The sequence below is a fragment of the Bacillus sp. G16 genome (genome assembly GCF_021282335.1).
GTDB classification, from domain to species: domain Bacteria; phylum Bacillota; class Bacilli; order Bacillales; family Bacillaceae; genus Bacillus; species Bacillus inaquosorum.
The window spans coordinates 1-21,583 of record NZ_JAJSOZ010000017.1 but is presented as its reverse complement, the minus strand read 5'-3'; the positions used below and the strand labels follow the sequence as shown (position 1 = coordinate 21,583).

Genomic DNA, 21,583 nt, shown 5'->3' with positions numbered 1-21,583 from the left:
ATTCATGTTACGATATAAAAAATCGGTTTATGAGGAGGAACATCATGCTCAAAGTTAAAACCATTTCCGCGGAAGATACTTACGAAATCCGGCACCGTATCCTACGCCCCCATCAATCCATCGAACAATGCCAATATGAACAGGATCATGCGAAAGGCTCTTTTCATCTCGGCGCGTTTTTTGAAGGAACGCTGATCAGCATTGCTTCTTTCTCCCCTCAAAATCAGCCATTATTAACGGAATCCCCTGCGTATCGGCTGAGAGGCATGGCGACGCTTGAAGGATATCGCGATCAAAAAGCCGGGAGCATGCTGATCAAACACGCGGAGCAGAAACTGGTAGAGAAAGGCGTGCAGGCGGTCTGGTGCAATGCAAGACAACATGTCAAAGGCTACTACGCAAAGCTTGGCTGGGAAGAACGCGGCGAACCGTTTGAGATTCCCGGCATTGGCACTCATATCGTCATGTGCAAAAAACTCGGAACAAGCAGGTGATCTTATGGACGTAATGGATGAGCTGATTGAGCTTCATGAAGAACATGTCCCCGGCTTATTGCGGCTTTGCAAGCAGGCCGGGTGGCCGGATTATGGTGAACAAGAGCTGGCACTGCTGGTCCAGCAAGGGCGCTTTTTCGGTTATCAAAACATCCGCGGGGAGATCATCTCCTGCATCGGCTTGTTTTTGTTTGGCCGTCTTGCTTCTATCGGCCTCGTCATCGTCGACAAAGAATACAAACGGCTCGGTCTCGGGCGGCGGATGGTAAACGCGTGTATCACCCAAACGGATGAAAGCACCGCCATCAGGCTTTGCGCCACAAAAGAAGGTTTGCCGCTTTATGAAAAAGCAGGTTTTCATAAAGCGGGTTCAGTCCGAAAGTACAGCTGCCACAGTTTTCAACCTTTTGCAAAGCACCTTGACGCTGAACTGACATCCTTTAGAGAACAAGACTTTCAAGACTTAGCAGCAGCGGATCTGGCAGCTTTTGGCGGAGATCGATCAAACCTTCTTCAGCAGCTTATTTCCACTTCGGAAGAATGTGTCATCATCAGAAACAAGAAGGGACAGCTGATTGGCTACGGCCTGTCTGTACAGACACCGGCCAATCTGAAATTCGGCCCCATCGTCGCTCCGTCATCAGACATTGCTGCACGAATAATCAACAGGCTGGCCGCCGGGAAACAAAGTCCGATGCGAATCGATATACCGGGTGAACACACATCTCTTCATGACAGACTGATTGAAATGGGATTTCACGCAGACGCAGAGCCGCCGCTTATGCTTTACCAGAAAAAGAGGCTACCTGACCAAAATGGACACCTATATTCGTTAATTTCACAGGCACTCGGTTAACCCTCCTTTTTCCCGAACAGGTATTTTCTGTTCGGTTTTTTGCTGTCTGAACGTTGAATAAACGAAGCCAGCAGGGACATTCTAAGCAGAAGAAAAGGAGTGTGCTCTGAGATGGAATCATCAAAACAAAATAACGGAATGACGATTGTTGCAATCGGTTCAATCCCTTTAATATTAACACTTGGAAACTCGATGCTTATTCCGATTTTGCCAAAAATGAAATCTGAACTTCATTTATCACAATTTCAAGTCAGTCTCGTGATCACAGTATTTTCCTTGATTGCGGCGTTTGCCATTCCGATTGTCGGTTATCTCGCTGACAGATTCTCAAGGAAAATCATCATTATCCCTTGCTTAATTTTGTACGGTGCCGGCGGCTTATTAGCCGGGTTTGCGGCGGGTTTTTTTGATAATGCATACCCTTGGATCATGGCAGGACGGGCGCTTCAGGGAATCGGGGCAGCCGGGACCGGCCCGATTGCGATGGCACTGACGGGGGATCTGTTTAAAGGCGCCCAGGAAAGCAAGGTGCTCGGCCTCGTTGAAGCTTCAAACGGCATGGGGAAAGTGCTTTCGCCGATCATTGGCTCGCTTATCGCCCTGCTTGTCTGGTATGGCGCGTTTTTTGCCTTCCCAGTGTTTTGTATCATTTCGATCGTGCTGACGTGGATTTTTATTAAAGAAAAGAAAAAGGAAAAAGAACCGCCCCCGATCGGAAAATATGCGAAAGGGCTGTTAAGTGTTTTTAAACATGAAGGCAGATGGCTGTTTACAGCTTATTTAGCAGGGGCAACTTGTTTGTTTACTTTATTCGGCATCCTGTTTTATCTATCAGATGTCTTAGAAAAAACATACGATACCGACGGCGTCAAAAAAGGCTTGATTTTGGCAATCCCGCTTTTGGTTATGTGTGTGACGTCTTATACAACCGGAAGCAAAATCGGCCAAAAGCAATCATTAATGAAAAAGCTGATCGTACTCGGATTGGCGTTTATGACTGTTTCTTATGCGGCATTGTCTTTCATTGAGAATCTTGTGCTCTTTATCAGCGTTCTCGTGCTGAGCAGTATAGGCTCCGGCCTTGTCCTTCCTTGTGTGAACAGTTTTATTACCGGAGCTGTCGGCAAAGAAAGACGGGGATTTGTGACCTCGCTGTACGGATCGGTTCGTTTCTTAGGGGTTGCCATCGGGCCTCCGATTTTCGGCCGCCTGATGCAATGGTCCAGACCCGGCATGTTTTTGAGCATTGCGGGATTGACGCTTGTTGTCGGCATTCTCGTGATGTTGCTGATCCATGTGAATCAAAACAAAGAAGAAACAAAAGAAAAAGAAGATCCTAAAATGGCTGGCAATCGGCTTCAGCCAGCTGAGGAAAGGTAGCATCCCATTTGAAAATCGAACGGGTTGAGACCTTTCCGCTTTTGCATCGATTAGAAGAGCCGTACGGCGACGCAAACGGGTTTAAACGATATCGAACTTGCTATCTCATCAGAATTGTCACAGAAAGCGGGATTGACGGCTGGGGAGAATGCGTTGATTGGCTCCCGGCTCTCCATGTCGGTTTTACCAAACGGATCATCCCGTACCTTGTAGGAAAACAGGCCGGCAGCCGACTGCCATTAGTCCGCACGATTCAAAAATGGCATCAGCGGGCGGCCTCTGCTGTGAGCATGGCGCTGACAGAGATTGCGGCCAAAGCTGCGGATTGTTCGGTTTGCGAACTATGGGGCGGGCGGTACAGAGAAGAGATTCCTGTATACGCCTCTTTTCAATCGTATTCTGAACAGCCGCAATGGATCAGCCATTCGGTTTCCAGTGTCGAAACCCAATTAAACAAGGGCTTTAAGCAAATTAAAGTCAAAATCGGCGGGACTTCATTTAAGGAAGATGTCCGTCACATCAATGCCCTGCAGCATACGGCCGGCAGCTCCATTACGATGATTCTGGACGCAAACCAAAGCTACGACGCCGCAGCCGCTTTGAAATGGGAACGTTATTTCTCAACATGGACGAACATCGGCTGGCTTGAAGAGCCTTTGCCCTTTGATCAGCAGCAGGATTACGCTTTGCTGCGCAGCCGTTTATCTGTTCCTGTTGCCGGTGGAGAAAATATGAAAGGCGCGGCACAATTTGTGCCTCTCCTTTCACAGCGGTGTTTGGATATCATTCAGCCCGATGTCATGCATGTCAACGGAATTGATGAATTTCGGGACTGCCTCCAGCTCGCACGTTATTTCGGCGTTAGAGCGTCCGCCCATGCATATGATGGTTCTCTTTCACGGCTCTATGCTTTATTTGCGCAAGCCTGTCTTTCTCCGTGGTCTAAAATGGAGAACGATCAAATTGAACCGATCGAGTGGGACGTCATGAAGAATCCTTTTACAGATCTCGTCAGCCTTCAGCCTTCAAAAGGAGCGGTTCACATCCCGAAAGGAAAAGGCATTGGAACAGAAATCAATATGGAGATCGTCAATCGCTACAAGTGGGATGGCTCAGCATATTAAACTGGGCCATTTCTTTATTTGCAGACATAAATAATGGACAGCCTCATAAAATGGAAACAGCGGACAAGTCTTTTCATAAAGGAGTAAATGACTTAATGGCTGAACTGCTGACGAAAGCAAAACTCACGTTTATGATTGTCGTAGGAGGCGTACTGCAGGGACTCGGCATGTCCTTGTTTTTATTTCCGCATGATATTCCGACAGGCGGGGCAGCAGGTATTGCGGTGCTGTTGCATTATCTGTTTCAAATTCCCCATGGTTTTTCAGTGTGGGCTGTGAATGTGTCGATGCTTTTTACCGCTTTAAAATGGCTGGAAATGAGAACATTCACCGGCACCCTCGCTTCGATTACCGTCACCTCTGTCTCGGTATTGATCTTTGATGCGATTTTTCCGGATATCACATCAAACCTGTGGCTTGATCTGGCAAGCGGCGCTGTGTTATTGGGACTCGGCATCGGACTTTTATACAAATACAAAATTTCAAACGGAGGATTTGGAGCTCTTGCGCTGATGATTTCCATTTACCGCGGCGGGAATCCCGGAACAATCCTGCTCATCATGAATTGCATCATTTTTATGGTGACCGCGTCTATTATTGCATGGGGCATCGTCATTCAAGCCCTGATATGCCAAGTGATATCGACAAGAGTCATCGACTTCATCTATAACATCCGTCTGACTTCACTCCCCTATCTCACGCCTATGTACCGCCATAAAAAATAATAGGCAGAGGCTCTCTTCACGACGAGAGCCCCGCAGCCGCTGTTTTACAAATAAAACGTATCGGATCTTAGCCCTAAACGCAGCGTCTCTAACGCGATCGCATCATGAAATGGGATATTGGCCAAATTCACATTCGACCCGATCCTTTGAATAAATCCTTGCTGGAGCGTTTTGTTCGGCGCTTCAAAAATCAGCCGGGTGATATCAATATCCGAGGAAATGATGTCATCGACAATTTGAAACCGGACATCGCCGCTGCTGGAACATATTCCTCCTGTTCCGCTTTCCCTTGCCTCCGTAATCACTTTTTCCGCGCCCGCTTCCATATCCTCAACGATATACTCTAGCCATTCCTCAGAGCTTTGCCGGCTTGATAATTCCGCATCCTTGCTGCCCACCTCACTGAGCACAAGAAATTCATCAGAAAAATCGGCAATGTAAGCCGCTTTCTCTTTATTCGTCATCGGGAGCGTACCGTTTGAAATCTCGATATATTCACAGCCGAAATAGGTGCAATACCGATGAAATTCATTCACTTTTTTCTGGCTTACATACTTCTCAAACAGTGTGCCGCCAAAGAAAAATTTAATGTCATGCTCTTTCAGCGCGCTGATCTTTTCTTCAAGATCTTTCGTAAGTAATGATGTGCCCCAGCCGAATTTCACAAAATCAATATAGTCGGCCGATGCGGTTATCACATCTTTGAAAAATTGCAAGGGATAGCCGTTATCTATTAAAATGGTCTGCCCGGTTTCTCTCGGCTTGCTTGTTCTCACTGGCAATTCTAGTGAAAAATCATTCATATCATGACCCTCTCTATCGTTGGAACTTCTCTTTCTTGTTTCACTTTCATCACGAAGTCGCCTGTTAATTCTTTTGTACAGTACGCGATGTCTTCCGGATCAAACAATGGCTGGCAGCGGTCAAAAAATTTCTCCGCAACAGAAGAGCGTTTTATTCTTTCGATCGTCTCCGCAGCGGTTACCGCATTTGTCCCTTCAATGATGCCCTTGATATACTCCGCACACGCCATGTCGTCATCACCAGACGGATGGGAAGCAACAATGTTCATGACACAATCCTTTGCGGCGAGCGTTCTCACATGCTCTGCTGTTGTTCTGGCGTTGGAAAATCCGGTCACGAACAGATGCTTGGCGTTCAGCGCCCCTAACGCCGCTGTGACGCCGTTTGTTGTTTTCTGGATCAGGCGCTTATCCGCCATACCCTGCATCGCCATCCGTTTTGGAGAATTATCCAAATCAAATCCGCTGATACCGACCCCCTTTTCCTCTCCCGTCAATACGTAATCCGGATAGGTTTCTTTCAGCGCAAAGGCTTCCTCTGCTGTTCCGGCCAATAATATCTCTTTCGCCCCGCCGATAAACGCATAATGGGCGACCGTAAAGGCTCTGATGACATCAATGACGATGTTAATATCCGCCGGGGCTAGCGAATGATGATGCCCCTGATAAATGGTAATCGGCATAATACCTCTCCTTGGGCATAAAACCATTTTGTTTAAAAGCATATTCAGCCGGTCTCTTAATGGTTCCGCTCCCTCATTTTAGGCGGCGCCGCCCCTAAAAACCCTGAACGTTTATGTGAAAAATGAATAGTCTGCCTATAACTCGATCAATAGATAAGAAAACAGACAGATGCAAACGGGGGGAAAACGTTGAACGAACAAATCATCACATATGACACATGGAACGACACGCTGTCCAAGCAGATAACGGATCAATTGATCGATGAGCTCGATGTGTTGAAATGGGCTTACCGAACATATGGGGAAAAGATTGTGTACGCGTGCAGCTTTGGCGCAGAAGGGATGGTACTTCTCGACCTCATATCAAAAATCAACAAAAACGCGCACATCATATTTTTGGATACAGGGCTGCATTTCCAAGAAACATATGAGCTGATCGAGACCGTCAAAGAGCGATATCCGGGATTGACAATCCAGTTACTCGAACCCGAGCTGAGCTTAAAAGAACAGGAGACGCAATACGGCGGTGAGCTGTGGAAGCATAACCCGAATCTATGCTGCCAATTGCGGAAAATCGAACCGCTGATAAAGCACCTGTCCGGCATGTCAGCTTGGATTTCAGGGCTGCGCCGGGAGCAGTCGCCTACGAGAAAGCATATTCAATACGTGAATCTGGATCAAAAGTTTAAGCTCATCAAAATTTGCCCGCTCATCCACTGGACATGGGATGACGTTTGGACATACATCCGCCTGCACAATTTGCCTTATAACAAACTGCACGATCAACATTACCCGAGCATAGGCTGTGAAATGTGTACATTGCCTTCCGCGGACCCGAACGATGAGAGAGCTGGAAGATGGGCCGGACGGGAGAAAACAGAATGCGGCCTGCATCAAGAATAGCGTCCGGCATGCCCTTGCCATGGAATGATGTTGACGCGCTGCTCGAGGTTTTCAGCCAGCGCAGAAAAGAAAACAAAGGAAACGTAAAAATGGAGGTTGAACACGTTGAATGGAAACGAGCCCCACGGAGGGGTGTTAATCAACCGCTGCGATCCCGTATGCCATTTTGAAGGGTGCACGTGCGAAGCGGAGCTGGATCAGCTTGCACTGAGCGACCTGGAGCTTATCGCGATCGGCGGCTACAGCCCGTTAACAGGTTTTTTGGGAGAAAAAGATTATCATTCTGTTGTGAAAGAGATGAGGCTGGCAAACGGCTTACCGTGGAGTCTGCCGATTACGCTGCCTGTCGGAGAAAAAACAGCAAAACAGCTGTCCGCCGGAGATCGCGTCAAGCTTGTGAAAGACGGCATCACCTACGGCATGAGCACAGTCATTGATATATACCAGCCCGATAAAACACAGGAAGCACTGTCTGTGTTTAAAACAAACGACCCTGCCCACCCAGGCGTAAAAAAATTGCTTGAGCGTCCGGATTACTATATCGGAGGGCCTATCGTTGTCAGCCGCCTTCCCGACAAATCCTTCGAACAGTTTTACGCAGCGCCCGCAGAAACAAGAGCGGCCTTTAACAAACTCGGCTGGAAAACGATTGTCGGTTTTCAAACCAGGAACCCTGTTCACAGAGCGCATGAATACATTCAAAAAACAGCGTTAGAAACGGTCGACGGTCTGCTGCTTCACCCGCTTGTCGGAGAAACGAAGTCAGACGATATTCCGAGCGATATCAGAATGGAGAGCTATCAAGTTTTGCTTGATCACTATTATCCAAAGGATCGGGTCATGTTATCGGTTTTCCCTGCTGCCATGAGGTATGCAGGTCCGCGGGAAGCGATTTTCCATGCCCTCGTCCGCAAAAACTACGGCTGCACCCATTTTATTGTAGGCCGTGATCACGCGGGTGTCGGCAGCTATTACGGAACATACGACGCGCAAAATATTTTTCAATCATTCACAGAGGAGGAGCTGGGCATCAAGCCGCTGTTTTTCGAGCACAGCTTTTACTGCCGGAAATGCGGAAACATGGGCACCTCGAAAACATGTCCGCACAGCCCAAGAGACCACATCCACTTATCAGGCACAAAAGTGAGAGAGCTTCTCCGCCACGGCAAAAAGCCGCCTAAAGAATTCAGCCGACCTGAGGTCGCAAACGTGCTGATCAAGGGTCTTCATCAACAGCCCGTTGCCATCCAGCAAAACAGCGGGGGATTGCAATGACACACAATCCAAACATCATTTGGCACCGCGCTGCAATCTCGAAGTCTGACAGACAGTCCTTAAACGGACACAAAAGCTGCGCCCTCTGGTTTACCGGACTGTCTGGCTCAGGAAAGTCGGTGCTGGCCAATGCTGTTGATGAAAAGCTTTACCGCATGGGCATTCAGAGCTATGTGCTTGACGGCGATAATATCCGCCATGGCTTAAACAAAGATCTTGGATTTCAGACTGGAGACAGGATTGAAAACATTCGCCGGATCGGAGAAGTGGCGAAGCTGTTTGTAGACAGCGGGCAAATGATTTTAACGGCTTTTATTTCTCCATTTAGAGAGGACCGGGATATGGTCAGAGCGCTCTTTCCTGAAGGAGAGTTCTTTGAAATTTATGTGAAGTGCCCGCTGCACGTTTGTGAACAGCGCGATCCGAAAGGTCTTTATAAAAAAGCGCGAAACGGAGAGATCAAACATTTCACCGGGATCGATTCCCCGTATGAACCGCCGCTTTCACCCGATTTCATCATTGAGACAGACCAGACATCTATTTCCGACGGAGCTGATCTGATCATTACAGAACTGCAAAGCAAAGGAATCATATAAAAAAACCCGATCAATATCGGGTTTTTTCTCATGTTCCCGCAAACTGTGCAATCAAACGGTTGATCTTCTCTTTTTCTTCATTAAAAGCTCCGTGCCCGCTGTTTACAAACGGAACCAATTCCGACTGTTTGATGCCGCGCTTCAATTCTTTCGCAAAATCAAACGGCGCAATTTTATCCTTTCCCCCGTGCAGGATCAGTGCCGGCACCTTGATTGATGCAAGATCCTTTCTGAGATCCTCGTCTCTTAATGCAATGCCCGAGTAAATCGTCCCGTAGGAGGAAGCCTCCAGCATCAGATTGAGAAACCAAAGTCTGAGCTCCGGAGACACGTTTTTCTCAAAAAACCGTGTCCCTAAATCAGCCAGTGTATTGGGCCGATCCGTTTTGAATTGTTCAATCATATCGTCAATATCCTGCTTCCTCATCCCGTACGGATAACCCGGTCGTTTTGTAAATGCGGGCGCCGCTGCAGACAATAAAATCAGCTTGCCAATATCAGCTCCGTCATGCCTTGTCATATAACGGATGGCGATTGCGCCGCCCATCGAAAAACCGGCAAGAACCGCGTTCTCAAGCTGCAACGTATAAATGACTGCCTTCACATCATCTGCCATCGTGTCATAATCGTAGCCTTCCCACGGACGATCAGATTGCCCATATCCCCGTAAATCAATGCCGATAAAACGGAATCCTCTTTTCGGAAGCTCATTCATTTGATATTCAAACATCTTATGATTCAGCGGCCACCCGTGCAAAAAGATGATCGGCCTTCCATGCCCGATATCCTCTACAAACAGTGTCACATGCTCCTCGGTTTTGACGTAATGCCCCATTCCGCATTCCTCCTGTTCCCTTTTCTTTCCCGGCCTGTAACCGCCTTGACGTACAGGAAGCTTTCCATTTATGCTTACAAAACAAGCGGGCTGCTGTACCAAGAAAAGGCTCTTCACGATTTACTATATGTATCAAATTCCATAACGATCTATTAAATTGATCCCGAAAGCCTCTGGTTTCCGGGCAGTAAAGGATGTCATCACATGAATAAAACAGTGATTCAAAAACCGCACATACCGGAAAACCTGCAAATCGCCGATTTTTACGAAACCGCGGCGAAGGATGATGTGATCAGCATGCATTTGTTTGAAGATTGTACAATCTGTGGCGAAGATATTGAAAGACTTTGTGTGGAAAAAACGGTATTCAGAAATGTTGTGTTTATCGATGTATCTTTCCAGCATATCGAACTGACCGATGTGATCTTTGAAAAATGTGATTTGTCGAACGCCGATTTCAGCGGGGCTGTCATTCACAGGACTTCAGTAAAGCAATCAAAAATGGTTGGAATGAATTTGGCGGAATCAACGCTGCGGAATGTTTCATTCGAGGAATGCCACGGACATTTCAGTTCATTTTCGTACTCAAATATGAAACAAGTTCGATTTGATCACTGTGCCCTTATGCAAAGTGAGTGCAGCAATATGGCGCTCCAGCAATCACACTTTGACGGGTGCGAACTGGAAGGCGCCAGCTTTACCGGCACGTCCCTTCAAAATATGGACATCAGCACCTGCCGTTTTGAACAGCTTCATGTCTCCCTCGACAAATTGAAAGGCTGCAAAATCGCGCCGGAGCACGCGATTGCTTTCGCCAGGGCGCTGGGAGCTGCCATTGTATAACAAAAGCTTAGGACATCAGGCGGCGGGCTGTATCGGCTGCCGCTTTAATGCCTGTTTCCAAATCCGCAAGGGATGCATAGGAATATGACAGCCTGATGCTGTTTCGGTCTTCGCCGTCATAAATGGAACCGGGATTCACCAGCACCTGCTGTTTCAGCAATTCATGAAAGAAACGGCTGATAGGCAAGGTTTTGTGAAATGTAACCCAAATATAAAAGCCTCCGGCTGGAATTCGCCACATCGCGATGTCCCCTGCATACTGCTTAAGAAAATGAAGCGCCGCGTCTCTCCTTTGTTTTAGCACCCTCCGTATCCTTGTCAGATGCTCTTCATAATACCCCTGTGACAGCCACTCGGCAGCCGCCCACTGGGACAGGCCGCTCGATCCGTAGTCTGTCTGCATTTTAATGTCTGCCAGCCTTTCAATGACCGGCTCCGGTCCGACAAGCCAGCCGATTCGAAGGCCGGGGCTCACTGTTTTTGAAAAAGTGCCCAGATACAGAATATTGCCTTCATGATCCATTGCTTTTAAGGGCTGCGGCGGTTTTTCTTCAAACCATATATCACCGTATGCATCATCCTCAATGATCGGCAGCTGCTCTTTTTTTGAAAGGCTGATGATCTCTTTCCTTCGCTGTTCTGACATGACAATGCCTGTCGGATTATGAAACGACGGAATCGTGTAAAGCAGCTGTCCTCCGTATTGTTTTCGATAAGAAGAAACAAGCCCCGCTTTGATACCTGCTTCATCCATCGGCAAGCCGCGAAGTCGCATCCCCGCTGATTGAAACACATGCAAAGATTGAAGATAAGAAGGTTTTTCAGTCAAAATGACAGAACCTCGTTTCAGAAGCCCGATCGAGATGAGCTGAAGCGCCTGAAGCGCGCCGGACACAATTAAAATCGCTGACGGTGACACATGGATCTGCTTTCCTTTTAAATGCTCCGCCACCGCCTCCCGCAGCTGACGGTTTCCTTTCGGCTGCTCGTATCCTAAAGACAGAGCGTGCGGATTGATCTGCTGAAACATCCGGCGCATTGTATCAGCAGGCAGCAGATCCGGTGAAAGCTCTCCTGTGCCTAATCTGATGATATCCGTTCTTGGTTCGTTTTCATTTATATCCTGAATGATAGAAGAATTAGGGTGATGAATTCCTGAACGGACGTAATCGCTCCAATCGAGCGGAGGCTCAGCGGCCAGCACGCTCCAAGTACTGTTTACAACCTTCGTGCCGCCTCCTCTCCTCCCCTCTAACAGGCCTTGAGACGTGAGTTCATCAATGGCTGCTGTCACTGTGCTGCGGTTGACTTGAAACATGTCGGCCAGCGTTCTCTGTGAAGGGATTTTCGTCCCTACAGCCCACTCTCCGTGAAGAATTTTGTCTTTCATGTATTGTTCAATCTGCCGATGCAGCGGAATATCCGAATCTCGGCTTGGCTGCCATTGCAACATAGTCATGCCCCCTTTTTTCACATTATACATTTGGCTGGTTCTAAACCCAACCAAATGGCCGGAGACTTGATAGAAAATCTCCCTTATGATTGAAACAACAGATGTGAGGGGAGTTTTTTCAGCATGAATGCAATCATCCACGGAGTTGTGCTAGCGTTTGGCTTGATTTTGCCGCTGGGAGCGCAGAATGTGTTTATTTTTCAGCAAGGAGCGTGGCAAAGGCATATTTGGCGGGCACTCCCCGCCGTCATCAGCGCTTCTGTCTGCGATACCCTGCTCATTGTGTCAGCGGTTGCTGGTGTATCTGTCATTGTGCAGCAGGTGCCTGTGTATGAAACGGTAATGATGGCCGGGGGATTTTTATTTCTTCTCTATATGGGCTGGGTGACATGGAACAGCCGTCCGAAAGCAAACCAAAATGAGAAAAATACGTTCACAGCTAAAAAACAAGCTGCGTTTGCGGCCGCCGTTTCTCTATTAAATCCACACGCTATTCTGGACACGATCGGTGTCATCGGCGCAAGCTCACTCCAATATTCTGGGCTTGAGAAATGGCTCTTTATGGCTGCCTGTGTCACTGTCTCTTGGTTTTGGTTTATCAGTCTTGCGATAGCGGGCCGGCTGTTTCAGACGATAGATACGAGCGGCAGGCTTATGCTGATTGTAAACAAATGCTCTGCTGTGGTGATGTGGGCAGCAGCAGGATATTTCGGGGCATCGCTCTTCAGCAATTGAAGGAAAAACAATTGAAACAGCGAATGTCTTAGAAAAGGAGGCAATGCTAATGACTGATGCAAAACAGTTTTATGACTACCATTCTTGGGCAAACAAGCGAATATTTAACCATATCGAAAAACTTCCGGAGGAAACTGCTTATCAAGAAGTAAAGAGCGTATTCCCTTCTGTCAGCGACGTGCTGCTTCATATGTGCAGGGCTGACTACATTTGGCTGAACGTTCTTTCGGAAGTTGCCTACCAAGAGATCATAGACAGCGTAGGCAAATTCGAGTCCGCGCAAGGTGATATGGCAGCGATTAAACAGCATGCTTCCGAGTTGGAGGCACAGTATCATGATTTCTTCAGCCGACAGATAGACTTAGAACAGACCTTCTCAATGAAACATCCGAAACTCGGGACACTGGAAACAACCTATGCAGACATCATCCTGCATGTCGTCAATCACGGCACTTATCACAGAGGGAACGTGACTGCAATGCTGAGACAGCTTGGCCATTCAGGCGTTCCTACTGATTATATGTACTATTTATATGAAAAGAGAGAAAGCAAGGGTTAAGCTGCCCTTGCTTTTTTGATCGGAATAAGAATTAACAACGCTTACAAACCGGTGCAAGCACGCTTCACATCCAGCTGTACGGGCCTGCCGCTTCGATACGAATTGGTCGCGGCAATGCCGACTTCTAAATTGATCGTTGCATCGACATCCGTCACGATCGGCGTTGTTCCATTCCGAACACACTCGGCAAAGTGCTGCAGCTCTAAGCAGTAGGCTTCATGAAAACGAGTTTGAAAGTCTGGGATAATATCATAGGTGCTCCCTTTCGCCGACAGGATGGTCACATGTTGATTTCTCAATGTCCCTATGAAAATACTGCCCTCTGTCCCGATAACTTCCGCACGGATGTCATGTCCGTATGGAGAGGTTCTGCTTGCCTCGACATCCCCCGCTGCGCCGGAGTCAAATTCTATATATGTCAGCGCCTGATCCACATCGCCGTACTGCTCCATAAACGGGTTGTTCAAGATCCTGCCGTGTCCCGAAACAGAAGTGATCTCCGCACCGAGCAAATAACGGGCAATATCATAGTCATGGATAGAGCAGTCAATAAAGATCCCGCCGCTGTGTTTGATAAACTCTGCGGGAGGCGCTCCTTGATCACGCGTAAACCCTTTATAATAGATGGGTTTGCCGATTTCCCCAGCGTCGATCCGCCGTTTGGCATCTGCGTACGCGGGATCGAACCGCCTCATAAAGCCGACTTGGCAAATGACACCTGTCTCTTTCACTTTTTCAGAAACTGCTTTTGATTCCTCAAGGCTTAATGTCAGCGGTTTTTCAACGAAGATTTGCTTACCGTTCTCCGCTGCTTTTATGATCATATCGCCATGTGTGCTTGTCGGCGTTACGATAATGACAGCGTCAATGCCGGGATCTTCTAACAACTCGTATGGGTCCTCTGACCATTCTTCGATACCGAATTCTCTGGCCACCTGCTCCGCTCTCCCTTTCAACGGGTCACCGACAATGACCAGTTTTGCCCCCGGAACACTGGTGACGAGATTTTTCGCATGATAATAACCGAGCCTTCCTAACCCCAATACTGCGCATCTTACTTGATGTTCCACGTCCCATCCTCTCCTTTATCTCATTTCAGGATCGATTCGAGAAAGCGCTTTCTCTTACCAGCTAAAAAAGCAGCGGTTCAATCCGCTTTAACACATTGCGCAAGCGCTTTCTCAAAAGATGATTTCATTTTACACCGCCTCTTGTTTACACGCAATATATTTTTTAGCTTCAACTGTCAAAATGAAAAGAACCCGCTCATTTGCGGGCTCATGTTTTGAGTGGTGCTGTAGAATGTCTGACCACAAGCTCAGGCGGCAGCACTATTTTTTGTTTCGTATTTCGTTTTCCTTCGATTGCTTCTGCCAGCAGTTCGATGACGCTCCGCCCCATATCTTTAATCGGCTGGGCCACGGTGGTCAGGGGCGGGGCAGCCATTTCTGCAAGTATCGTGTTATCAAAACCGATGATGGAAAGGTCATCGGGCACTTTTATGCCTCTCATTCTCGCAGCTTGTATGGCGGCGCAAGCCAATACGTCGTTGAAGGCAAAAATAGCCGTTGGGGCATTCCTGTCCAGCAATTTTCCCGCTTCTTCCTTGCCGCTTTCCAAAGAAAATCGCGTCGGGATGATAAGCGATTCATCGACAGGCACGCCCGCTTCCTCCATCGCCTGGCGGAAACCTTTGATTCTGTTTTTTTCACCCGTCGTTGACCCGTCTCCCACAATGCAGGCGATGTTCGTGTGGCCGAGTGACAGAAGATGCTTGGCAGCCTCATACCCGCCACGAACGTCATCCATCACGACAATATCCATCGGAAGCAGCGGCTTATCCTGAGAAATCATGGCAAGCGGAATTTGCTCGCTGGCGATTTCCTCCAAAGCAGACATGCTGCCATGATTCTCAATTCCTGTCGCAAAAATAATCCCGTCCACCTTTTTCTGCTTCAGCACTGAAAAATATTTCGTTTCTTTTTTTGGATCGTAATCGGTGCTGCAAATCATCATTTGAAAACCTAGCTCATCCGCTCTTTCCTCAATGCTTTTGGCAAGTTCGCCGTAAAACGGATTTGAAATATCAGGCGCCACGAGAGCGATCATATTCGTCCGTTTTCCCGTTAACGCCGCGGCGTGGACATTGGGCGTGTATGCCATTTCCTTCATGACATTCATCACCTTCTGCCGCGTTTTGCCGCTGATTCTGCCAGTATTGTTAATGACACGCGACACAGTTGTGATCGAGACCCCCGCCGCCCTTGCCACATCGTAGATTGTTGTTTTCATGTTCATCCCTCGTCTGGTTATTGAACTTTCCGGCTGACAATTTTCCGGTATTCAATTGGTGAAATGCCTTCTATCTGCTTAAAGAGTTTTGAAAAGTATGTCGGGTCTTCCATTCCGACCGTTTCCGCAATGACGCCCATTTTATCATTTGTAGAGGATAAAAGGCGCTTCGCTTCCGTCATTCTCACCCGGTTCGTGTACTGCGCCGGTGTGACGCCGAGCACCTGCTGCATGCAGCGGCTCACATAATCCTGATTATAGTGAAGGGCGAGCGAGAGATCCTTGATTGTCGTCTTCTCCTTAAAATGCTCCTGTAAGTACCGGGCCGCCTCCCAGGCAACCCGCTCTTTCGCAGACGGAATTTGAAACGCCTCTTTTTGAAGATGCAGCATCAGCTCCTCAAATAAGATTTGCTTTCTAAGCGGCAAATCGGAGTTTTCCGCAGAGTAATCTATGAGCCTTTCAAACTGCTGCGCCATAAACTGCGGGCGCTGCACCTTGCCTTTTCTCGGCAAAGCCAGGCCGTAGCGGGCCGGCGTCTCGAAGCTCCCTTTTTCCTGCTGAAGCTCAGACCAGTTGCTCCCTCCCTTTGCCGTAAATTCATATCGATGTTCATCAAAGTGAAGCCAATAATAGGAGGTTGCTTCATCACTGCCCTTCGTCCCATAGTGTTCAAGACCGGGAGAAAGCAAGATGTACTCGCCGCCTTCAACAGAGAATGATTTTTCATTTTCCGTTATATAAAGCGTTCCCTGCTTGACGTATATCAGATCAAATACAGAAAAAACGCGCTTCACATGGGTTTCTCCCCTTTTAAAAACCCCTTCTCCGGCTGCGATAAAGACCGGAAAAGGCGGGACTGTAAACAGGATACGAGGCATTTTGATCATCCTCCTTATTAAGTCGGATTTTTGCAAGAAGTATCGTTTCTCTCCCTTTTTATTATAAGGAAATGGAGGTACACTTTAAAACGTTGATTTTATTTACGAAAGGGGTTAGACACTATGAAACAAGCTGTCTTCAAATCAACTGCTTTGAAAAAACCCGCTGACAAATCGTTCTCATTATTTTCGCTTACTTGGCCGATCTTTATTGAGGTCTCATTATATATGTTTATGGGTAATGCCGATACACTCATGCTCAGCCAATACTCAGATAACAGCGTGGCTGCGGTCGGTGTCAGCAACCAGATTTTGAATTTAATTATCGTGATGTTCAGCTTTATCGCAACAGGAACGACTGTGATCATTTCACAATTTTTAGGGTCACGGCAAAAGAAAGAAGCCATGGAAGTCGCTTATGTGTCAATCGGCGCCAACTTCTTCATCAGCCTTGCCATCAGCGCCGTCGTCTTTTTCGCGGCTGTCCCTCTGCTTCATATGATGGGATTATCAAACGAGCTGATGCCTGATGCGAAGGTCTTTTTACAAGTTGTCGGAGGCCTGTCCTTTATTCAGGCTTTAATCATGACATTTAGCGCGATCTTAAAAAGCTACGGCTACACAAAAGATACAATGTTTGTCACAATCGGCATGAACATTTTAAACATTGCCGGAAACTTTGTTGTGATTTTCGGTCTGTTCGGCTTTCCTGTTCTCGGCGTCGCCGGTGTGGCCATGTCCACATCTATCGCCCGCGTCATCGGATTAATCGCGATGATTGTCATTGTCAACAAACGCATCCAGCTGAAGATGTCATTGAAAAAAGTCTTTCATATGCATAAAGAGCATTTGCGCAAGCTGCTGAAAATCGGCATCCCTTCTGCGGGAGAACAGCTTTCATACAACCTTTCGCAAATGATTGTGACTTATTTTATTGCCATCATGGGCGCACAGGCTTTGACAACAAAAGTGTATACGCAAAATATTACGATGTTTATTTTGCTGTTCGGCACTGCAATCAGCCAGGGCACACAAATTTTAATTGGCCGCTATATCGGCGGCAAACAGTTTGATGCCGCGTATGAGCGCTGCATGAAGAGCTTATATTGGGCACTCGGAATTGCTGCGGCTACATCGGTTTTGATGACGATCTTTTCAAAAGACCTGATCGGCATCTTTACACAAAGCCCTGATATTATTGCGACTGCGAGTCTTTTAATTGCCATGACAATTATCCTTGAACCGGGCCGCTCGTTTAATGTCATTATCATTAACTCCCTGCGTGCCGCGGGGGATGCGAAATTCCCGGTTTACATGGCAATGATTTCGATGTGGGGCATCGGCCTCCCGCTTGCTTATCTATTCGGCATCCACCTCGGTTTCGGTCTTGCCGGCGTTTGGATTTCCTTTATTGCGGACGAATGGGTCCGTGGAATCTTAATGTACAGAAGATGGCGCTCCCGTATCTGGATTCAAAAAGGAATGGCGTAACACCCGGCTCAATAAGGCCGGGTGTTTTTTTATATGTCAGACAGAATCCGCTTCACTTCATTCTCTGTGAGGGCGTATTGATGTTGAAATACATCATACTGCTCCGCCCGGATTTTTTCTAAAACAGCCCGGTACAAATGAAGAGCGGCTTTCACCGTTTTTTGTGAATATAACGGAAATAGCGGCAATGCATCCACACACTCCTCAAGATAGGCTTCCGCTTCAAAAGCGATATACTCCCATGTCATTGTAAACGCCTTATTCACGACGCCATTTTGAAGGTCGTCCTCTGTATATCCAAATTGCTGCATCACCTGCCGGGGGATGCGGTTTTTTTGCTGTTGGTCCGTGCCGATATCTCTCAGAAGCCGAATCAGCTGAATCGCTAAACCGAGAGAGCCGGCTGCATGTGTAAGCTGTTCCTGATTCCGGCGCGCCATAGTCGGGAGAAGCATCAATCCGGCCGAGCCGCCCGTCTGGTATGCGTGCATGAGCAGTTCATCAAGGCTTTCGAACGGTTTATCTTCCGCTTTCTGTGCGGTAATGAACTCACGGAATGGCTCGCTGTCCAATGTAAAGGTCTGATACGCGTGGCTGAAAGCCTTCCATAAAACATGATTCCCGTTATATGTCCCGGAAAAAACATGCTCAGCCTCAGCTTCAATGGCAGATAACGCCTTCTCATCCGCATTGGCTGCCGTATGGCAAAACGCCATAACCGCCCAAGCTGCCTGCCTTTGCTTCAGCGGGAGAAACGAGAATGCTTTGTAACAGGCTGATTCGCGGGCGCTGACGATCTGGCCGCATTGCTGATAGACTTCTTTTATCTCTGTCATTTCTTTTCACTCCTATGTATCACTGCTTCTTCAAGTCTATTATGTTTTCTCGCAATTGTATATGAAGAAAAAGCCGATTCCTTTGCGCAGAATCGGCTTTTTCTTTATCCCTCATCAATATCAATGCGATACGCTTCAAACCATGTATGAATTTGAGCAAGGTGGGCGATCAGCTGAGGCCCCTTCATGAGCTGCCCGTACCATGGAACCTTGAAGGAGGAGCCTTCCGTTTCTAAGAGCTGATCCAATTGTTTTCTATCGAGCAGGGTATGGAGCACGGAGTCCTTTTGGCTTCTGATCGTTTTCAGCCATTCGCTGACGCCTTTTGTATATTCCGGGTGGTGTGTTTTCGGATATGGGCTTTTTTTGCGATACAGAATGTCATTAGGCAAAATGCCCTCGAGCGCTTTACGAAAAATGCCTTTCTCCCGATTGTCATGCATTTTCATTTCCCACGGGATATTCCAGACATATTCCACGAGCCGGTGATCGGCGAACGGCACCCGCACTTCAAGGCTCGCCCCCATGCTCATCCGGTCCTTGCGATCCAAAAGATTCGTCATAAACCAAAGCATATTTAAATAGAACAGCTGTCTTCTTGCTTTGTCCACACCCGTTTCTCCGTCTAATAATGGCGTTTCTGCCAAGGTTTCTTCGTATTTGGCATTTACGTATTCTTTGAGATTCAATTTGTTCTGCCATGAATCAGAAAGCAGCTTGATCCGCTCCTCTGTCGATCTCATCCATGGAAAGCCCGACTCAACGTCAGCCATATGGAACCACGGATACCCGCCGAAAATCTCATCCGCGCACTCTCCCGACAGGCTGACGACAAAGTCCTTTTTGATTTCCCGGCAAAACCACAGCAGGGACGAGTCAACATCAGCCATTCCCGGCAAGTCTTTGACCAGTACGGCTTCCTCCAAATGATCGACGAGATCTTTTTGGCTGATCACGCATTTGTGATGCGTCGTGCCGAAGGCCTCTGTCATTTTTTCAATCCATGGTCCGTCATCATTGGGCTGAAAGGCACTCGCTTGAAAAAATTTATCGTTCTCTTCGTAATCAATCGAATAAGTATGAAGCGGCGCTTTCCCTTCCTTTTCAAAATGGCCTGCCGCGATCGCAGTAATGGCGCTTGAGTCCAGTCCGCCTGATAGGAATGTGCAAACCGGCACATCCGACACAAGCTGCCGCGTCACCGCATCCTGAAACAACGATCTGACATTGGCAACAGTATCACCAAAGCCATCCGTATGTTTTTCGCTTTGGACATTCCAATAACGCCAAATGTTCAGCCCGTCTTTAGAAAACGTCAGCGCATGGGCCGGCCGGACTTCTTTTATGCCTTTAAATACGCCGGTGCCCGGGGTTCTGGACGGCCCAAGCCCGAAAATTTCAGAAAGTCCTGTTCTGTCCACCCGCGCTTTTATATCAGGGTGTGCAAGGATCGCTTTGATTTCCGACCCGAAGAGAAAAGAAGAGCCTTGCTTCGTATAAAAAAACGGCTTCACACCGAGACGGTCTCTCGCCGCAAACAGCAGATCGCGCTTTTCATCCCACACAGCAAAAGCGAATATGCCATTGAGATGGTCTACACAGTCTTCCTGCCATTCAATGTAGCTGTGCAGCAGCACCTCGGTATCTGATGTCCGCTCGAACTGATGGCCCCGCGCCCGCAATTCTTTGCGCAGATCTTCCGTGTTATACAGCTCGCCATTATAAATAATGGTGTACGTATTTCCTTTAAAGGTGCATGCCATCGGCTGGCGCCCGCCTTCTATATCAACGACCGCAAGCCTTTTATGTCCGAATAAAACATGATGCTCTCCCCAAACGTTAGAATCATCAGGCCCCCGTTTGGAAAGAGTGTCTGTCATTCTGTTGATCGTTTGTTTTTCCTGGACGAGCTGCTTTTTAAAATCGACCCAACCCGTAATTCCACACATGTGATATCAGCTCCAATCCCGTTTCTTTCGTAACAATTTCGTTTCTTTCAGCACCTTAGTAAGTTTATGCATCTTTAGGCAGATAGTTGATTTGTCCATAAAAGAGTTGTATGGGACAGGCTTGAATTGGATAGAAAGGAGAGGAAAGAAGAAAAGGAGACAGCATGTATGAAACGGAAACAATTGATATATACAGAGGAACGAAAGTGGGAGTACGGCACCATCCTCATCGAAGACGGCAACTGTTTAATCGAAAACGAGGAAGGCGATATACTGCTGGCGGACAGTCTCCATCACAGCCCAATCTGGATACAGCATAAAGGAAAGTGGGAGCAGGCCGACTTTCAGGACCAATTGATTCTGGCATGCGGTGAAGAAAACATCTCCCTTTCCGGCGGGGAACGCATCCGCTATGAAAAATCAGTCAAGCGGCCGCTCATGGCGCTTTTAGATTCGCTTGATGACGAAACCTTTCTCGCATTTTTGCAGCACTTGCACAGCTTCGGCTTATCGGTATTTGATTGTGTGTTTTCTTATAATAAAGGCGTTTTTTCGAATATTTCGGAGGAGCAGGGTGTTTCTTTTTATCACTTTTCAAATGATACCGCCCAATGCGCGGTGCAGCATCACTACAGCAGCGAAGGGACGGGAGACCGGTTCGAATGGACGGCATCAAATGGAAAGCGATCCATTATGTATTCAGCGGTCCAGCGGGGGCGCAAATAAAAAAAGCGGTGCTGGGAGGGACTGACCCCATAAGATGAGACAAATAAAAACACCTTCAAGTTTGAATACGGATGATTGTTATCCGAAATTAGACTTGGAGGTGTTTTTTCTATGGGGACAAGAGTGAGTTATCCGGTTGAAGTG

Annotated in this window: 20 protein-coding genes and 2 pseudogenes; 13 read left to right on the top strand and 9 right to left on the bottom strand. The window is 47.6% G+C overall.

Going from position 1 to position 21,583, the window contains the following annotated elements; all coding sequences use genetic code 11:
• The first annotated feature begins 44 nt into the window (after window positions 1–44).
• The 5 genes from LWH95_RS17555 to LWH95_RS17535 all read left to right on the top strand — a co-directional run bounded on the left by LWH95_RS17555 (window position 45) and on the right by LWH95_RS17535 (window position 4,579).
• Window positions 45–494, top strand: coding sequence for a GNAT family N-acetyltransferase (locus LWH95_RS17555; RefSeq protein WP_232920081.1), 450 nt, complete (start codon window positions 45–47; stop codon window positions 492–494).
• Window positions 495–498: 4 nt separating this feature from the next.
• Window positions 499–1,350, top strand: a complete 852-nt coding sequence (locus LWH95_RS17550; RefSeq protein ID WP_133487970.1) for a GNAT family N-acetyltransferase — start codon at window positions 499–501, stop codon at window positions 1,348–1,350.
• Between the two features lie 111 nt (window positions 1,351–1,461).
• Window positions 1,462–2,730, top strand: coding sequence for an MFS transporter (locus LWH95_RS17545; protein ID WP_060398350.1), 1,269 nt, complete (start codon window positions 1,462–1,464; stop codon window positions 2,728–2,730).
• 8 nt (window positions 2,731–2,738) lie between these two features.
• Window positions 2,739–3,854, top strand: a complete 1,116-nt coding sequence (locus LWH95_RS17540) for a mandelate racemase/muconate lactonizing enzyme family protein (RefSeq protein ID WP_133487972.1) — start codon at window positions 2,739–2,741, stop codon at window positions 3,852–3,854.
• A gap of 95 nt (window positions 3,855–3,949) precedes the next feature.
• Window positions 3,950–4,579, top strand: a complete 630-nt coding sequence (locus LWH95_RS17535; RefSeq protein ID WP_029316808.1) for a YitT family protein — start codon at window positions 3,950–3,952, stop codon at window positions 4,577–4,579.
• Between the two features lie 44 nt (window positions 4,580–4,623).
• On the opposite strand, the gene LWH95_RS17530 is transcribed toward LWH95_RS17535, so the two are convergent.
• Window positions 4,624–5,382 (bottom strand): phosphosulfolactate synthase, encoded by a 759-nt coding sequence (locus LWH95_RS17530; protein ID WP_133487974.1) that lies wholly within the window; start codon window positions 5,380–5,382, stop codon window positions 4,624–4,626.
• Window positions 5,379–6,065: a 2-phosphosulfolactate phosphatase gene (locus LWH95_RS17525; RefSeq protein ID WP_060398347.1), complete on the bottom strand. Its 687-nt coding sequence runs from the start codon at window positions 6,063–6,065 to the stop codon at window positions 5,379–5,381. Before LWH95_RS17525 ends, LWH95_RS17530 begins: the two co-directional genes overlap by 4 nt.
• Before the next feature lie 189 nt (window positions 6,066–6,254).
• Between LWH95_RS17525 and LWH95_RS17520 the strand changes: the two genes are divergently transcribed.
• The 3 genes from LWH95_RS17520 to cysC all read left to right on the top strand — a co-directional run bounded on the left by LWH95_RS17520 (window position 6,255) and on the right by cysC (window position 8,839).
• Window positions 6,255–6,968 (top strand): phosphoadenylyl-sulfate reductase, encoded by a 714-nt coding sequence (locus LWH95_RS17520; RefSeq protein WP_232920080.1) that lies wholly within the window; start codon window positions 6,255–6,257, stop codon window positions 6,966–6,968.
• Window positions 6,969–7,073: 105 nt separating this feature from the next.
• On the top strand, window positions 7,074–8,243 hold the full coding sequence (gene sat, locus LWH95_RS17515; RefSeq protein WP_232920079.1) for a sulfate adenylyltransferase: 1,170 nt from the start codon (window positions 7,074–7,076) through the stop codon (window positions 8,241–8,243).
• Window positions 8,240–8,839 (top strand): adenylyl-sulfate kinase, encoded by a 600-nt coding sequence (gene cysC, locus LWH95_RS17510; RefSeq protein ID WP_019258017.1) that lies wholly within the window; start codon window positions 8,240–8,242, stop codon window positions 8,837–8,839. The genes sat and cysC overlap by 4 nt, the downstream gene beginning before the upstream one ends.
• Window positions 8,840–8,867: 28 nt before the next feature.
• Here cysC and LWH95_RS17505 read toward each other — a convergent pair whose 3' ends face one another.
• Complete coding sequence (locus LWH95_RS17505) at window positions 8,868–9,674, bottom strand: alpha/beta fold hydrolase (protein WP_232920078.1); 807 nt, start codon at window positions 9,672–9,674, stop codon at window positions 8,868–8,870.
• A 204-nt stretch (window positions 9,675–9,878) separates the two neighbouring features.
• On the opposite strand from LWH95_RS17505, the gene LWH95_RS17500 reads away from it, so the two are divergent.
• Window positions 9,879–10,517 (top strand): pentapeptide repeat-containing protein, encoded by a 639-nt coding sequence (locus LWH95_RS17500; protein WP_232920077.1) that lies wholly within the window; start codon window positions 9,879–9,881, stop codon window positions 10,515–10,517.
• Window positions 10,518–10,524: 7 nt separating this feature from the next.
• On the opposite strand, the gene pdxR is transcribed toward LWH95_RS17500, so the two are convergent.
• A complete protein-coding gene (pdxR, locus tag LWH95_RS17495) occupies window positions 10,525–11,976 on the bottom strand; it encodes a MocR-like pyridoxine biosynthesis transcription factor PdxR (RefSeq protein WP_232920076.1) in 1,452 nt (483 codons plus the stop codon).
• Window positions 11,977–12,055: 79 nt separating this feature from the next.
• Between pdxR and LWH95_RS17490 the strand changes: the two are divergent.
• Together LWH95_RS17490 and LWH95_RS17485 are read left to right on the top strand one after the other, a co-directional pair.
• A pseudogene (locus LWH95_RS17490) lies at window positions 12,056–12,705 on the top strand (LysE family transporter).
• Between the two features lie 49 nt (window positions 12,706–12,754).
• Window positions 12,755–13,264 carry a DinB family protein gene (locus LWH95_RS17485; protein ID WP_133487985.1) on the top strand — a complete coding sequence of 170 codons (510 nt, stop codon included), beginning with the start codon at window positions 12,755–12,757 and terminating at the stop codon, window positions 13,262–13,264.
• A gap of 41 nt (window positions 13,265–13,305) precedes the next feature.
• Here the strand turns inward: LWH95_RS17485 and iolX are convergent, their stop codons facing one another.
• The 3 genes from iolX to LWH95_RS17470 all read right to left on the bottom strand — a co-directional run bounded on the left by iolX (window position 13,306) and on the right by LWH95_RS17470 (window position 16,437).
• Window positions 13,306–14,334 (bottom strand): scyllo-inositol 2-dehydrogenase, encoded by a 1,029-nt coding sequence (iolX, locus tag LWH95_RS17480; RefSeq protein WP_232920074.1) that lies wholly within the window; start codon window positions 14,332–14,334, stop codon window positions 13,306–13,308.
• 208 nt (window positions 14,335–14,542) lie between these two features.
• Window positions 14,543–15,556 (bottom strand): transcriptional regulator DegA, encoded by a 1,014-nt coding sequence (gene degA, locus LWH95_RS17475; protein WP_232920073.1) that lies wholly within the window; start codon window positions 15,554–15,556, stop codon window positions 14,543–14,545.
• A gap of 17 nt (window positions 15,557–15,573) precedes the next feature.
• Window positions 15,574–16,437, bottom strand: a complete 864-nt coding sequence (locus LWH95_RS17470; protein WP_100275019.1) for an AraC family transcriptional regulator — start codon at window positions 16,435–16,437, stop codon at window positions 15,574–15,576.
• A 123-nt stretch (window positions 16,438–16,560) separates the two neighbouring features.
• On the opposite strand from LWH95_RS17470, the gene LWH95_RS17465 reads away from it, so the two are divergent.
• Window positions 16,561–17,928, top strand: coding sequence for an MATE family efflux transporter (locus tag LWH95_RS17465; RefSeq protein WP_088111177.1), 1,368 nt, complete (start codon window positions 16,561–16,563; stop codon window positions 17,926–17,928).
• A 29-nt stretch (window positions 17,929–17,957) separates the two neighbouring features.
• On the opposite strand, the pseudogene LWH95_RS17460 reads toward LWH95_RS17465, so the two are convergent.
• Both LWH95_RS17460 and asnB read right to left on the bottom strand, forming a co-directional pair.
• Window positions 17,958–18,787, bottom strand: a pseudogene (locus LWH95_RS17460) (phytoene/squalene synthase family protein).
• An 81-nt stretch (window positions 18,788–18,868) separates the two neighbouring features.
• Window positions 18,869–20,713, bottom strand: a complete 1,845-nt coding sequence (gene asnB / locus LWH95_RS17455; protein WP_232920072.1) for an asparagine synthase (glutamine-hydrolyzing) — start codon at window positions 20,711–20,713, stop codon at window positions 18,869–18,871.
• 168 nt (window positions 20,714–20,881) lie between these two features.
• Here asnB and LWH95_RS17450 point away from each other — a divergent pair, with 168 nt between their 5' ends.
• Entirely contained in the window at window positions 20,882–21,439 is a 558-nt protein-coding gene (locus LWH95_RS17450) for a DUF2777 domain-containing protein (protein WP_232920071.1), read from the top strand.
• The last annotated feature ends 144 nt before the right edge of the window (window positions 21,440–21,583 follow it).